The sequence below is a fragment of the Ureibacillus thermosphaericus genome, assembly GCF_002370195.2.
In the GTDB taxonomy this organism is placed as follows: Bacteria; Bacillota; Bacilli; order Bacillales_A; family Planococcaceae; genus Ureibacillus; species Ureibacillus thermosphaericus.
The window spans coordinates 1,716,968-1,731,520 of the sequence record NZ_AP018335.1 but is presented as its reverse complement, the minus strand read 5'-3'; the positions used below and the strand labels follow the sequence as shown (position 1 = coordinate 1,731,520).

The 14,553-nt window shown below is 35.5% G+C and carries 16 protein-coding genes; all 16 read right to left on the bottom strand.

Annotated elements, in window-relative coordinates; translation table 11 throughout:
• Positions 1 to 23: 23 nt before the first annotated feature.
• From UtA1_RS08315 to UtA1_RS08240, 16 genes are read right to left on the bottom strand one after another with little or no spacing between them, the layout of a single operon-like run.
• Entirely contained in the window at positions 24 to 470 is a 447-nt protein-coding gene (locus UtA1_RS08315; RefSeq protein ID WP_096550670.1) for a chemotaxis protein CheW, read from the bottom strand.
• A gap of 23 nt (positions 471 to 493) precedes the next feature.
• Positions 494 to 2,566: a chemotaxis protein CheA gene (locus UtA1_RS08310; protein WP_096550669.1), complete on the bottom strand. Its 2,073-nt coding sequence runs from the start codon at positions 2,564 to 2,566 to the stop codon at positions 494 to 496.
• Positions 2,567 to 2,581: 15 nt separating this feature from the next.
• Complete coding sequence (locus tag UtA1_RS08305; protein ID WP_232019944.1) at positions 2,582 to 3,655, bottom strand: protein-glutamate methylesterase/protein-glutamine glutaminase; 1,074 nt, start codon at positions 3,653 to 3,655, stop codon at positions 2,582 to 2,584.
• Between the two features lie 51 nt (positions 3,656 to 3,706).
• Positions 3,707 to 4,576 carry a MinD/ParA family protein gene (locus UtA1_RS08300; protein WP_096550667.1) on the bottom strand — a complete coding sequence of 290 codons (870 nt, stop codon included), beginning with the start codon at positions 4,574 to 4,576 and terminating at the stop codon, positions 3,707 to 3,709.
• Complete coding sequence (gene flhF / locus UtA1_RS08295; RefSeq protein ID WP_126434462.1) at positions 4,573 to 5,709, bottom strand: flagellar biosynthesis protein FlhF; 1,137 nt, start codon at positions 5,707 to 5,709, stop codon at positions 4,573 to 4,575. The genes UtA1_RS08300 and flhF overlap by 4 nt, the downstream gene beginning before the upstream one ends.
• The gene (flhA, locus tag UtA1_RS08290; RefSeq protein WP_016836774.1) at positions 5,706 to 7,739 is read right to left on the bottom strand and encodes a flagellar biosynthesis protein FlhA; all 2,034 of its coding nucleotides are present in this window, start codon (positions 7,737 to 7,739) and stop codon (positions 5,706 to 5,708) included. Before flhA ends, flhF begins: the two co-directional genes overlap by 4 nt.
• Before the next feature lie 18 nt (positions 7,740 to 7,757).
• Complete coding sequence (gene flhB / locus UtA1_RS08285) at positions 7,758 to 8,846, bottom strand: flagellar biosynthesis protein FlhB (protein WP_096550666.1); 1,089 nt, start codon at positions 8,844 to 8,846, stop codon at positions 7,758 to 7,760.
• Between the two features lies 1 nt (position 8,847).
• Positions 8,848 to 9,621 carry a flagellar biosynthetic protein FliR gene (gene fliR / locus UtA1_RS08280; protein ID WP_016836772.1) on the bottom strand — a complete coding sequence of 258 codons (774 nt, stop codon included), beginning with the start codon at positions 9,619 to 9,621 and terminating at the stop codon, positions 8,848 to 8,850.
• 5 nt (positions 9,622 to 9,626) lie between these two features.
• The gene (gene fliQ, locus UtA1_RS08275; RefSeq protein ID WP_016836771.1) at positions 9,627 to 9,896 is read right to left on the bottom strand and encodes a flagellar biosynthesis protein FliQ; all 270 of its coding nucleotides are present in this window, start codon (positions 9,894 to 9,896) and stop codon (positions 9,627 to 9,629) included.
• A gap of 13 nt (positions 9,897 to 9,909) precedes the next feature.
• Entirely contained in the window at positions 9,910 to 10,575 is a 666-nt protein-coding gene (gene fliP / locus UtA1_RS08270; RefSeq protein ID WP_016836770.1) for a flagellar type III secretion system pore protein FliP, read from the bottom strand.
• Positions 10,575 to 11,225 carry a flagellar biosynthetic protein FliO gene (locus UtA1_RS08265; RefSeq protein ID WP_016836769.1) on the bottom strand — a complete coding sequence of 217 codons (651 nt, stop codon included), beginning with the start codon at positions 11,223 to 11,225 and terminating at the stop codon, positions 10,575 to 10,577. Before UtA1_RS08265 ends, fliP begins: the two co-directional genes overlap by 1 nt.
• A gap of 8 nt (positions 11,226 to 11,233) precedes the next feature.
• Positions 11,234 to 11,596, bottom strand: coding sequence for a response regulator (locus tag UtA1_RS08260; protein WP_016836768.1), 363 nt, complete (start codon positions 11,594 to 11,596; stop codon positions 11,234 to 11,236).
• A gap of 27 nt (positions 11,597 to 11,623) precedes the next feature.
• Positions 11,624 to 12,856 carry a flagellar motor switch phosphatase FliY gene (gene fliY, locus UtA1_RS08255; protein WP_096550665.1) on the bottom strand — a complete coding sequence of 411 codons (1,233 nt, stop codon included), beginning with the start codon at positions 12,854 to 12,856 and terminating at the stop codon, positions 11,624 to 11,626.
• Positions 12,849 to 13,844, bottom strand: a complete 996-nt coding sequence (gene fliM / locus UtA1_RS08250; RefSeq protein WP_016836766.1) for a flagellar motor switch protein FliM — start codon at positions 13,842 to 13,844, stop codon at positions 12,849 to 12,851. Before fliM ends, fliY begins: the two co-directional genes overlap by 8 nt.
• 28 nt (positions 13,845 to 13,872) lie before the next feature.
• On the bottom strand, positions 13,873 to 14,301 hold the full coding sequence (fliL, locus tag UtA1_RS08245; protein ID WP_096550664.1) for a flagellar basal body-associated protein FliL: 429 nt from the start codon (positions 14,299 to 14,301) through the stop codon (positions 13,873 to 13,875).
• Positions 14,291 to 14,512: a flagellar FlbD family protein gene (locus UtA1_RS08240; RefSeq protein ID WP_016836764.1), complete on the bottom strand. Its 222-nt coding sequence runs from the start codon at positions 14,510 to 14,512 to the stop codon at positions 14,291 to 14,293. The genes fliL and UtA1_RS08240 overlap by 11 nt, the downstream gene beginning before the upstream one ends.
• Positions 14,513 to 14,553 lie beyond the last annotated feature (41 nt).

Genomic DNA, 14,553 nt, shown 5'->3' with positions numbered 1-14,553 from the left:
TGAATCCCTACTTTTTTAATATACTATTCAGATATATTTAATACTTTATCTAAATGTAGCAATATTAATAAACGATTATCAATTTTAGCAACCCCTGAGATGAATGCTTCTTCTATCACACCTACTACTTCTGGTTGAGGTTCAATAGAATTCACTGGAAGATCTATGACATCGTTCGCGGAATCTACTACAAATCCTACTTCCATGTCATCAAACTGAACAATAATAATTCTTACGGATTCAGCATTTTCCGATGATGGAAGACCAAAACGTTCACGCAAATCAATAATAGGTGTTACAACTCCGCGCAAATTGATGACACCTTTTACGAATTTTTCTGTTCTTGGTACTCGAGTAATATGCATCATTTTCTCAATACCTTGAACTTGGCTTACAGGAATAGCATATTCCTTATCCATTAATTGGAAAACTATTACTTTTATACTTTCTTGCTCTACTACAGTTGCCATTTACAACACCTCATTTCATGGAATTATTTCATTAACGCATTAATATCAATAATTAACGCTACTTGTCCATTACCTAAAATTGTAGCACCTGAAATGGCAAAAATATTTTTTAAATAGTTGCCTAATGATTTTAAAACAATTTCTTGTTGGCCAATGAATGAATCAACGACTAAACCAGCTAATTTATCACCTTTTCGAACAATCACAACAGATAAATACTCATCATCATAAATTTCATTGCGCGGTACTTCAAATACTTCATCTAAGAAAATTAACGGAACAACTTTTCCTCGGAAATCAATTACTTTTTGATTATGAGCATTTAAAATCTCAGATTTCTTAATAATTGAAGTTTCGATAATTGATGATAACGGAATCGCATAAATTTCTTTCTCAATTTCTACGAGCATGACAGAAATAATAGATAGTGTTAATGGCAATTGAATGGAGAATTTCGAACCAACATCTTGTTCTGACTCAATAGAAATGCTGCCTCCAAGAGACTGAATCGTTGTTTTTACTACGTCTAAGCCGACACCGCGCCCAGAAACATCCGTTATCTTTTCAGCTGTTGAGAAACCTGATTCAAATATGAGTTCATTAATTTGCTTATCGGTTAATACTAACGCCGATTCTTTCGTCACAATACCTCGATCGATTGCCTTTTTTAATACTTTATCTTTGTTGATTCCAGCTCCGTCATCTTCTATTTCAATAAATACATAATTTCCACTATGATATGCCCGTAAGATGACCGTACCTTCTTCTGGTTTACCTTTTGCTTTTCTCACTTCCGGACTTTCGATACCATGGTCTACAGAATTACGGATTAGGTGAACTAACGGATCGCCAATTTCATCGATTACTGTACGGTCTAGTTCCGTTTCTGCACCGATAATTTCCAGATTTATTTTTTTATTTAAATCTCTGGATAAAGAACGAACCATTTTAGGGAAGCGGTTAAATACCGTTTCAATTGGAATCATGCGCATTGTAAGGACAATATTTTGTAAATCTCCCATCGTACGGCTCATTCGCTCAACTGTTTCTGTTAATTCTGAATGTTTAACATCTGTCGCAATCGATTGTAATCGTCCCCGGTCTATTACTAATTCTTCAAATAGATTCATTAAAATATCAAGGCGCTCGATGCTTACCCGAATCGTTTTTGACTGTGCACTTTGTTTCGTCGCATTCGATTCTTTCTTTAACGGTTCAGATTTTTTCTGCTGTTTTGAAGGTTGTTGTTCAGATTTTTTTGATTCTTGTTGAAGTTGTTCTTTTGAAACCAATTCTTCTTTGCTTGCTTCTTTAATCATTTCTTTCGTCAATGGCATTACTACAACTTTATCAATCTCAGAAACTTTATTAATTTTCTTTTGAATTTCTTCCGCAGAATCTTTCGTAATGAATGTTACTTGGAATGTTTGATCGAACTGTTCTTCCTCAAGCTTTTCAACCGTTGGAAAAGATTTTAATACTTCACCATTTTTTTCCAAAACCTCAAAAACCATGTATACTCGAGCTGCCTTTAATAGACAGTCAGGTCGAAGGGAAACAGTAATTTCATATACATTAAACCCTTGTTCTTTCGATTGTTGCAATACTGTAACATCGTACTCATCATAAATTAAATATCGGTCAGTAGTAGGTTCTTCCGTGTATACATCTGCTGCCATTTCTTGTTCAGTTGGAGTGCTTGTAGGAATCAGTTGACCTGCTTCAATCGCTTTTAATTTCGATACTATATCGGAAACATCCCGTTTCCCATCACCGCCATTTGCTATATCCACTATCATCGCTTCTAAATGGTCTACCGATTCAAATACAATATCTAATAGATTTGAATCAACAACGATTTTTTCATTTCGAATGGCATCTAGAACGTTTTCCATTTTATGTGTTAAATCCGCTAAGTCTTCAAATCCCATCGTAGCAGCCATTCCTTTTAATGTATGAGCCGAGCGGAAAATCTCATTAACGATGTATAAATCATTCGGATTCTTTTCAAGTTCTAATAATTGATCGCTACAAGCTTGTAAATGTTCTTTACTTTCTTCTATAAACATGTCCAAATATTGCTGATTCATTTCCATTCGAAAACACTCCCTTTATGACAAATATTTCATCATTGTCTCTGAAATTTCATCTAAATTGACTACTTCATCAACTAACTTTGTCTCAACGGCAGCTTTTGGCATACCATAAACGATACAAGTTTCAGCTGATTCAGCAATCGCGATGACATTTCCAGATTTCTTCAATGCCATTAACCCTTTAGAACCGTCATTACCCATCCCAGTCATGATGATTGCAATTTTATCTAATTCATTAAACTGGCTAATATTTTCAAAGAGAACATCAACGCTTGGTCTGTGGCCAGCTCTTGGTGGTTCCTGATTATCTAAAACAATTTGATAATGTTGGCCATTTTTTTTCATTTTTAAATGGTAACCACCTGGTGCAATATAAGCTGTTCCTTTTTCAACAATTTCACCCTGTTCAGCTTCCTTCACTCGGATTTTACTAAGATGGTTTAACCTGTCTGCTAATGATTTTGTAAACCCTGGTGGCATATGTTGAACAATTAATATGGGTGCCGATAAGGATTCAGGCAAATTTGTAATCACTTCTTGCAAAGCTCGTGGCCCACCAGTTGATGTACCTATTAATACAATCTTCTCTGAAGTTTTTGTCCAATTTTTATTACTAGTAGATGAAAATTCTGTTACTACTTGCGTTTCATTAATGTTTAGTGTTGTTTCTTGTTGAATATTGTTTATATAATGTTTTTTTGGATTAATTTGCTTTCTTAATTTTTCAATTGGAATTTTTGAAGCGAGCTCTACTTTTCGAATAAGCTCGTCCTTAACTTTATGTAAATCAAGAGAAATCGTGCCCCCAGGTTTTGTCACAAAATCAACTGCCCCATATTCCATTGCCTGCAATGTTTTCTGAGCACCTTTTTCAGTAAAACTGGATATCATAACGACAGGAACAGGGGAAATTTCCATTATATGCTTTAACGTTTCAATACCATTTAATTCCGGCATTTCAACATCCATTGTGACAACATCTGGGTTTAGTTGTTGAATTTTTTGAATTGCATCCTTTCCATTCCTTGCTGTACCAATTACTTCAATCGATGGATGTTGATGAAAGAAATCACTGATTACTTTCCTCATGAAAGCGGAATCGTCTACTATTAGCAATTTATGTTTTTTCGAAGGTTCCAATTAATCACGACCTTTCGAGAAAATACGTTTTAGTCTAGTAATAAATGAATTGGATGAAAGAGGAATCTCTTCTCCTAACTTATTATGAATAAAACGATTTACAATTTCATGTAATGATTTTGAAATTTGAGCATTTGGATATGAAATTGAAAAAGGAACTTGCTCAATCACTGCTTTTCTGACTGCACTATCCTCTGGTAACCAACCAAGAATCACAACTTCTTTTGATAAAAATTTCAACATTGCATTTTTTAGCCTCTGCAACGTTTCCCTTCCTTCTTCATTTGAAAACGCTCGATTACATAATAGATAAAATGTTTTACTCGGTTCTTTTAAATAAATGAATTTCATCATTGAATAGGCATCTGTAATCGAAGTTGGCTCAGCAGTTGTGATTACAATGACTTCCTCAATGGACGTAACCACATCTAGCGCCCAATTTGTTGCTCCTGCTCCCATATCGAATAAAATATAATCATAATTTTTCTGCAATTCTTCAAATGCATGTATGAAGGCATCAAACATCTCTTCTGACCATTCAATGACCGATGAAAAACCGGAACCTCCGGAAATGTAATGAATGTCTTGTGGACCTGCATAAATGATTTCTTCGAATGAAACATGTCCTTCTAAATAGTCCTTCAAATTATATTGAGCCTGTTTCCCTATTAAAATGTGAACATTTGCCATTCCGAGATCCATATCTAATATGACAACTTTTTTCCCACGTTTCGCTAGATTAATAGCAAAGTTTGTTGTAAAATTACTCTTTCCTACTCCGCCTTTACCGCTAACAACAGCGATGGATCTCCCTAATGCACCTTGACGCTCCAACATTTTCATTCGTAATTTTTCTGCTTGATCTCTCATTTGAATTCTCCTTGGAAGAACAATTCAAGTAATTTGTCTGCAGTTGCTTCTTCAATATCTTCCGGTACTTCTTGCCCAGTTGTATAGTAAGCAAGTCCTTTATTATATTTAATCATTAAATTATACATCGCGCCAATAGAATTTGTTTCATCAATTTTAGTGAAGACAAACTTCTCAACAGGTAATTCATTAAATTGTTCGATTATCGTTTCAATATCTTTCTCTTTAGCAGTCAAAGATAGAACAAGATAAGATTCAACTTCTTCATCGAAAGAAATCAGTTTCTTTAATTCATTCACATATTTTGCTTCTTTATAGTTGCGCCCAGCTGTATCAATGAACACTAAATCTAAATGTTCAAATTTTTTTATTGCTTCTTTATAATCATTGAAGTTGTAAACAATCTCTACGGGGGCTTGAAGAAGATTAGCGTATGTTTTTAACTGTTCAATTGCTGCAATTCGATATGTATCGGTTGTTATAAATCCGATTCTTTTCTTCTTCTCCAAAACACTTCGAGCTGCCATTTTAGCAATCGTCGTTGTTTTTCCTACCCCTGTCGGACCTAAGACACACACGTATTTTTTCTCATAGGATAAACCTCCTAATGGGAGGGGAGAAAGTTTCGCTTGTAAAATTTTTTTTGCAATGTTTTTTATTTCTTGATTAGATATTTCCTTCGTCGTTTGCATATGTACAAAAAGCTCATCACAAATGGCCGTGATGAGCTCTTGATTAAGCTCTTGACGTTTCATATATTCAGCAAATGGTTTAAGTTCATCAGGCAATGAAGATTGAATTGATTCATGTTTCATTGATTGTAATATTTTTTTTAAGCTGTCAATCTCTTCTTTTAGCTCCAAAACATTTCCTGCTATAGGTAGTTCGTCTTTTTTTGGAACGATGGGCTGAACTTTAACAGGGCTATCCATTTGTTCTGGCATATCAAATTTTGGACGTTCAACTACGTCAATTCCAGCCAGAACCTCAAAATTTTTCTGTCTTATCAATCCGAAAAATTTCTTTTTGACAATTACTTTAGAATTGATGATGACAGCATCTTCACCTAATTCTGAACGCACTTGTTTCATCGCTTCAGCAATAGAAGGTGCTATATATTTTTTCATTTTCATTCAACAGTCACCACCCCAACACTTTGGATTTCAACGTTGGCATCCAATTCGTTATAAGACAATATAGGAATTTGTGGGAAATATCGTTCCGTTAATTGTCTTAAATACATTCGAATACCTGGTGAACATAAAATAATTGGCGTTTGTTCCATGTATGAAACTCTTTCCACTTCTTTTGCAATGGACTCAAGAACGTTTTGAGATTCTTGTGGATCCATCGCCAAGTAATTTCCGTGTTCTGTTTGCTGAACGCTATCTGCAATGATTTTTTCTAATTTTGCCGGAACGGTAATTACTTTTAATTGCGATCCGTCTTGTACATATTGCCTTGTAATTTGTCGTGCAAGGGCTTGTCTTACGTATTCTGTTAGTACATCCGTGTCACTTGTCAATTTTGCATAATCTGCCAAAGTTTCAAAAATAACTGGTAAGTTGCGAATCGAAACATGTTCCTTTAATAATTTTGCGAGTACTTTTTGAATTTCACCAATCGATAATGGGGTTGGTGTTAGTTCGTCGACTAAAATAGCATGTGTTTCTCTCAAATGATCGATCAGTTGCTTTGTTTCTTGTCGACCGAGTAGTTCATGAGCGTTTGCACGAATGACTTCTGTTAAATGTGTGGATACAACACTTGGCGGGTCAACAACAGTAAATCCTCGCATCTCCGCCTCTTCTTTTACTTCCTCAGTAATCCATTTTGCAGGGAGACCAAAAGATGGTTCAATTGTATCAATACCTTCAATCGAATCGTCATCACCAGGGCTCATCGCTAAATAATGGTCTAATAATAATTCTCCCCTTGCCATTTCATTTCCTTTAATTTTAATACGATACTCATTCGGCTGTAATTGGATGTTATCTCGAATGCGTACAACAGGAATTACAAGACCTAGTTCTAATGCAAGCTGACGACGAATCATCACAACTCGGTCAAGCAAATCCCCACCTTGCTGCGCATCAACTAAAGGAATTAAACCATAACCAAATTCAAATTCAATTGGATCAACATTTAATAAATTGACAACATTTTCTGGACTCTTCATTGTATCGGTTACTTGTTCTTCCTCAATTTCCAGCAATTCTTCTGGGTCCTCTTCTTTTTTGCGACTCATTAAAAAGGCTCCAATGGCAAGTAATGCAGCAATTGGAATTGTAATCCAGTCAGGAATCGGAGTAAAGAGGCCAAGCAAGAAAATGGTTCCCGCTGCTACATAAAGCAATTTTGCTTGAGAGAATAATTGCCCTATTATATCTTCTCCGAGATTACCATCGCTTGCTGCTCGAGTTACTACAAGACCTGTTGCTGTTGATACAAGTAAGGCTGGAATTTGAGCAACGAGACCATCACCGACTGTTAATTTGGAGAAGTGGTCTGCCGCTTCAGAAAAAGAATATCCCATTTGTAACATCCCAATAAACAAACCAAAAATTAAGTTTATAAATACCATGATGATGGAAGCAATGGCGTCACCTTTTACAAATTTCGTAGCACCATCCATCGCCCCATAGAAATCTGCTTCTTTCGCAACTTTATCGCGACGTTCCCGTGCTTCCTTTTCAGAAATTAATCCTGCATTCAAATCTGCATCAATACTCATTTGCTTACCAGGCATCGCATCTAACGTGAAACGTGCTGCTACTTCCGCAACCCGTTCTGAACCTTTCGTAATAACGATAAAGTTCACAATGACAAGCAACATGAAAATAACTAAACCAACTAGTATATTACCGCCCGTTACGAATTCCCCGAACGTTTCAACGACGTCACCGGCATCTCCTTGAGAAAGAATGGCACGAGTAGTTGAAATACTCACACCAAGTCGGAACAACGTCAAAATCAATATAATTGACGGGAAAATCGCAAATTGCAACGCCTCTTTCATGTTCATTGCAGTGAGCAATACAAGTAAAGAAAGCGTAATATTAATGATGATTAAAAAACTTAGCAACCATGTTGGTAGAGGGATTACGAGCATCGCTACTATCACGATGATAAATGCTAATACTCCTAAGTCGCGAAATTTCATGTTTTTCCCTCCTACAAACTAAATTTTACGTTTAACTCGATAAACATAAGCTAATATTTCTGCCACTGCTTTGAAAAATTCTTCAGGCACTTCTTCACCAATTTCCACTTGATCATATAGCGCTCTTGCTAATGGTCTATTTTCTACCATGACGATATCATTTTCCTTTGCAATTAATTTGATTTTTTGTGCTACAAAGTCGACACCTTTTGCAACGACTTTAGGAGCTTCCATGGACTCATCATCATATCTTAAGGCAACTGCAAAGTGAGTTGGGTTTGTAATAACCACATCCGCTTTCGGTACTTCTTGCATCATGCGTCGCATAGCCATTTCTCGCTGCCGTTGCTTAATTTTCGATTTGATGAGTGGGTCCCCTTCCGTATTTTTATACTCATCTTTAATGTCCTGTTTCGACATTCTTAATTTTTTTTCATAATCGAATTTTTCATATATGTAATCTAGAATAGCGACTAATAGTAAGGCAATGGCACTAGCGATGCCCATCATAGCCGTTAGTTTTGCAACTATTATTAATGCTTCCCAAGGGCTATGAAATGCTAAAGACAATACATCGTCAAAATTAAGCCAAATAACAAATCCAGTTACTGTCCCAATAAATGCTACTTTTAACAAAGACTTAATTAAGTTCACAATAGCTCTTAATGAAATAATTTTCTTAATCCCTTTTATTGGATCAATTTTTTTCAAATCAAATTTTATTGTTTCTGTTGTAAACAAGAAACCAAATTGTAAAAAGTTAGAGAACATTGCCACAACCATTGCTACTACCATCACCGGTAATAAAATGACAGCCATTTCTGAAATAGAGTCAACATAGATATTCATGATGGTATCAACTGTCACTGTCTCAAAAAGTATGTATTTTTCAAAGGCTTGTATAAAAAAAGAAAGGAGACCTTTAAACATAAACGGTGCCATAAAGATGAGAAAAAGAAAAAGGATTAAAAACAAAATCGCTGACGAAAAATCTTGGCTTTTTACAACTTGTCCCTTTTTTCGAGCATCTTTCCGTTTCTTTGGAGTCGCTTTTTCTGTTTTTTCACCAGCAAAATATTGTAAGTCTAAAGGAAGCAGTAACTTCAAATTATGCACCACCTAAAAACTGCATGAATTCACGCATAACGGTAATCATTAATTCAATCACCTTTTGCATCACTTCAATCATAATCCCCATTGAAATGAACAATACAAGAAATCCTACGATAATCTTTAATGGAAATCCGATAATAAAAATATTTAATTGAGGAACCGTTTTTCCGGTAATACCAATAGCAAGCGTTAATAAAAACAATGCTGCTACTAAAGGTGCTGACATTTGAAAAGCAACCGAAAAGACTACAGCAATCAACTTTACTGTAAATTCCGCCATGCCAGCATCCCCAAAGTTCGGAAAATGATTAATTGGAATAAACTGATAACTATAGTAAATTCCATCTAAAATAAGGTGGTGACCGTTAGTAGCAATTAATAAATATAAAATTAGTAAGTTAAAAAATTGTCCCATCATTGGACTTTGTGCACCGGTAAGCGGATCAACGATATTTGCCATGGCAAATCCCATTTCAAAATCGATAAAACCACCAGCTATTTGTACGATGGATATTATGATGGTTGCAGCTAATCCAATAATAAGCCCAATCATCGCTTCTTTCATAATAAGCAATATGTAATTCCCATCAATTGGAATCACTTCTGTTTGAATCGTATAATACATCATCCAAGCAAGCATTAAAGCTAACAAAATTTTTAATTGGGGTGGTATCGTACGATATGAAAAAAAAGGGACGGTAACAAAAAATGCAGAAATCCTTACAAACATTAATAGGAATACAGAAAATTGTGGTATGATTTCTAACATTTATGTCACCCTATGTATCGCGTTAAATTGTTCAAAATGTCAATAAAGTATTCTGACATTTTTGACACCATCCATGGTCCAAAAAATACGATGGCTACTAACACCGCAATTATTTTCGGAGCAAACGCCAATGTTTGTTCTTGAATAGACGTTGTAGCTTGGAAAATGCTGATGATTAGACCAGTAACTAAAGCGACTAACATTAGTGGACCTGCAACTAAGAGGACAACCCATACCGCTTGTTCAGCTATTTGAATGACTGTTAATTGTGACATTGAGTTTCCTCCCTTAGAAACTTTGGAGTAAAGATTTAATGACTAAATACCATCCATCGACAAGTACAAATAATAAAATCTTAAATGGCAACGAAATCATGACAGGCGGTAACATCATCATCCCCATAGACATGAGTACACTTGCTACAACCATATCAATGACAATAAACGGAATGAAAATCATAAATCCCATTTGGAAAGCGGTTTTCAATTCACTCAAAGCATAAGCCGGTACCAATATGGTTAAAGGAATCTCCTCAATGGATTGTGGTCTTTCTGCTTGACTATATTGTAAAAACAGTTCCAAATCTCCTTGTCTTGTATGTTTTGCCATAAATTCCTTAAATGGAAGACTTGCTCTAGAATATGCTTCTTCAAGGCCAATCTCTTCGTTAAAGAGCGGTTGCAATGCTTCATCATTTACTTGTTGGAAGGTTGGAGCCATAATAAAGAAAGTTAAAAATAATGCTAACCCAATAATTACTTGATTGGGAGGCGTTTGATTCGTCGCTAAAGCTGTCCGAGTAAACGAAAGGACTATGACGATACGTGTAAATGATGTCATTAAAATTAAAATACTTGGTGCAAGTGATAATACTGTCAATAATAATAGTAATTTTACAGAAGTAGCGACGTTCGTAGGATCAGAGTCAGAAAAGAATGAGATAAATTGTTCCATTATTTATCGTGCTCCTTTTCCTTCCATTTTTCGAGCTCGTCGCGACGCATCTTTTGAATTTCAGATAAACGCTGATTTAACATATTCCCGAAATCTGAATGATTACTATTTTCACGCGTTTTTGACTGCCCTTTCAATTTTTTAAATAATTCTGCAATGAATGGTGGACTTGTTGTTAACATTTGTTTTTCATTGTAAAGATTAAGCAACTTGTCAATTTCATCACGATTTGAAATTTCCTTAATGAGTTCTACATTTTCACCTACACCAACGATGTACAGCTTATCTCCAATTTGCAAAATTTGAACAGACTTTTGTGAACCTACTGAAATACCACCGATATTTCGAACAATTTGATTTTGTTGAAAATGATAGCTTTTTTTATTAATAAACTTTAACACCCAAATTAATAATAAGAGTACAAAAATGAGTGCGAGCAGCATTTTGATATAATCCCAAGCTGTAAGACCTACAGCTGCCGATTCTTTGACAGCTGTAGAATCTTGATTGAAAGTTTCAGGATTATCAAAATAGCCTTCGTCAATCATTTTATTTTTTTGGTTCGCAAAAGTGAGCTGTGCTGGAGCAGTCATTATAAAAACTGCGAACAACATAAGGACAATGCTAATTTTTTTATAAAGGTTTTTCATCTTTCCTATCAACCTATTGCTTTTTGGATTGCTTCAATAACACGATCTGCTTGGAATGGTTTTACGATAAAGTCTTTCGCACCCGCTTGGATGGCATCAATGACCATCGCTTGTTGACCCATAGCTGAACACATAATTACAACAGCGTTTGGATCAATCGATTTAATTTGTTTCAATGCTGTTATGCCGTCCATTTCTGGCATAGTGATGTCCATTGTCACTAAATCTGGTCGCAATTCATTATATTTTTCTACAGCCTGCATTCCATCTGCTGCCTCTCCAACTACTTCATAGCCATTCTTCGTCAAAATATCTTTAATCATCATGCGCATAAATGCTGCATCGTCAACTATTAAGATTTTTTTAGACATAGTAAGATTCCTCCATTATTATTACATCTATCTTAGATTATTGATGCGTTCTTTCTGACTGATAATATCTGTAATTCTCACACCAAAGTTTTCATCAATGACTACAACTTCACCCTTCGCAATTAGGCGATTATTTACCAATATATCAACTGGCTCACCAGCAAGTCGATCTAGCTCTATAATGGAACCTGAAGCTAATTGTAATATTTCTTTCACTGAATGCTTCGTCCGTCCTAATTCAACAGTTACTTGTAAAGGAATATCAAGTAACATATTTAAATTTCGAGCTTCTGCCTCTGTCATCTTCGGTTGTTCAAATGTTGCAAATTGTGCTTGTTGAACATTTACCGGCTGAGGTTTTGGTTGTGAATAAGTTGTAAAACTTGGTATTTCATGAGTAGTAGCAGCTTGCTGCTGATATACTGGTTGATTAGCCTGTTGTATTGGTTGTTCCAATTGCGATGTTGTGCTTTGTTGCATTGGCGATGCAGTTAATTGTTTCGGCTCAGCTTGTGCATGAGGTTGTGCCTCAGGTTGATTCGCATCTGCATTTTCACCGAATAAGGATTTTACAAGCTTTTTACTTAGATCTAATGGTAGTAATTCCATGATTGTAGAATCTACTAAATCCCCGATGAGTAAACGGAAGGAAACTCTTACCAATATTTCATCATCAGGAATATTCTCTTCACCTTCATTTTCCTTAATATTTAGTAAAGCTAGAGAAGGTGGTGAAATATCTACTTTTTTGTTAAACATCGTAGACATGGAGGTTGCAGCTGAACCCATCATTTGATTCATCGCTTCTTGAACAGCACTTAATTGGATTTCTCCTAAATCTGGGTTCGGATTGCGTCCATCTCCCCCAAGCATTAAATCTGCAATGATTGCAGCGTCTGATTGTTTAATGACTAATAAATTCACACCGCTTATACCAGTTGTATATTCTACTGATACAGCAACATATGGATGTGGAAATTCTTCTTCCAAATTATTTCTATTAATTAGTGACACTACAGGAGTTGTTATTTCAACTTTTTGCCCTAACAATGAAGATAGTGCAGTTGCTGAGCTCCCGAAAGAAATATTTCCTATTTCACCTAACGCATCGCGTTCCATTTCTGTTAAATAATCTTCAACAACTAATTTTTCGTTTGAATTTGTTTTAGAATTTGAAGCCATTTCCTCGATTTTATCATCTAGTGTTCCACCTCGAAGTAGGGCTTCAATTTCTTCTTGGGAGAGCATATCATCACTCATCTTCTTCTCCTCCTTTCAACGTCTCAATAATCTGAACTGCCATTTTTTTCTTTAATTTACCCGGCTGAACAGTAAATTTTGGAATATCTCCAATTCTAAGAATTAATGGATCAGAAATTTTCTGATCGAGCTGGATGACATCACCGATATTCATCGTTAAAAAGTCTTCGATTGAAATCGTAGATGTACCGAGTTCAGCTACGAGCTGTAAGTCAGATTGTTTTACTTTTGTTTCTAACGCTTTGATTTGTGCTTCTGTTGGCTCTTTTGTATTCGATTGCATCCAGTATTGGACAGACAAATTATGTATAATTGGTTCCAATACGACATGTGGAATACAAATGTTAATCATGCCAGAAGTTTCACCAATAACGGTATTCATTGAAATAACGATTACTGTTTCATTTGGTGAAATCATTTGTAAAAATTGTGGGTTCACTTCGAGTTCAACAAGCATTGGGTCAATTTCAGCGATATTTTCCCAAGCTTCACGCAAATTATCGAAGGAACGTTCAAATAAGTTTGTCATGATTTTTTGTTCGATTTCAGTTAAATTGTCAACATTTGAATAACTTGTACCGCTACCACCCATGAGGCGATCTAACATGGAGTAAGCAATGTTTGGATTGATCTCCATTAAAATATTACCATCTAAAGGCGGTACTTCAAATACATTTATTAATGTCATATTTGGAATCGAGCGAACAAATTCTTCAAAGGGAATTTGGTCAACAGATGCTACAGAAATTTGTACATATGTTCTAAGTTGAGCAGAAAAGAATGTAGTTAAAAGTCTTGCAAAGTTTTCATGAATTCGCGTCAGACTTCGAATTTGATCCTTTGAAAAACGAAGGGCACGCTTGAAATCATAAACTTTGACTTTTTTCTTTTCTTCTTCTTTTTTCATTTCATCTGCTGACATTTCCCCAGTAGAGATTGCTGAAAGCAGCGCATCGATTTCCGATTGGGATAATACATCACCTGGCATTTGACCACCTCCATTTCAACAGATTTCTTTACTGAATGATGTAGGAGGTAATGTATACTTGTTGCACTTCACCCTCTTGCATCAATTCATTTAATCGGGCTTTAATCGTTGATTCTAATAGAATTTTTCCTTCTTTTCCTTTTAGGTTTTCCTCCGTTAATTCAGATAGTTCCTCTATGATAATGTTTTTTGTTTGGAAGTCGCGTTTAGCTAGTTCCTTTGCTGCTTTAGGGCTATCTGTTTGGATTTTCAATTCAATGCGGATATAATTTCCATCTGCTAAATTGGTCGTTATTTCAGGTACATCTACGCTAGATTCGATAATTTTATCGATGGTTGGTTCGAGGGTTGTAGATTGTTTATTGAATTGAGTCAATAAAACTACAAGTACAACCCCAATTAACGTAATCGACACTAAAATGATGAGCATTACTGTTAATAATTTATTATTCTTCATTTTCATCACCTCGTAGATGGGGGTTAGAAAGCACTTGAATCGTGCGATAATAATTTGTCACTTTTTTTCTAACTTCTTCTTCAGTTTCCTTTACAATATATTTCCGCCCAGTCGTTAGCGTAATGGTCGTATCTGGAAAGGATTCGACTGTTTCTATGTATAAAGCATTCAATGAAAATGTTTTGCCATTAAGGCGTGTTAGTTGAATCATTGAAATAGGGCCGGGAAGGATAGAGCCGGCCCGACCCTCCT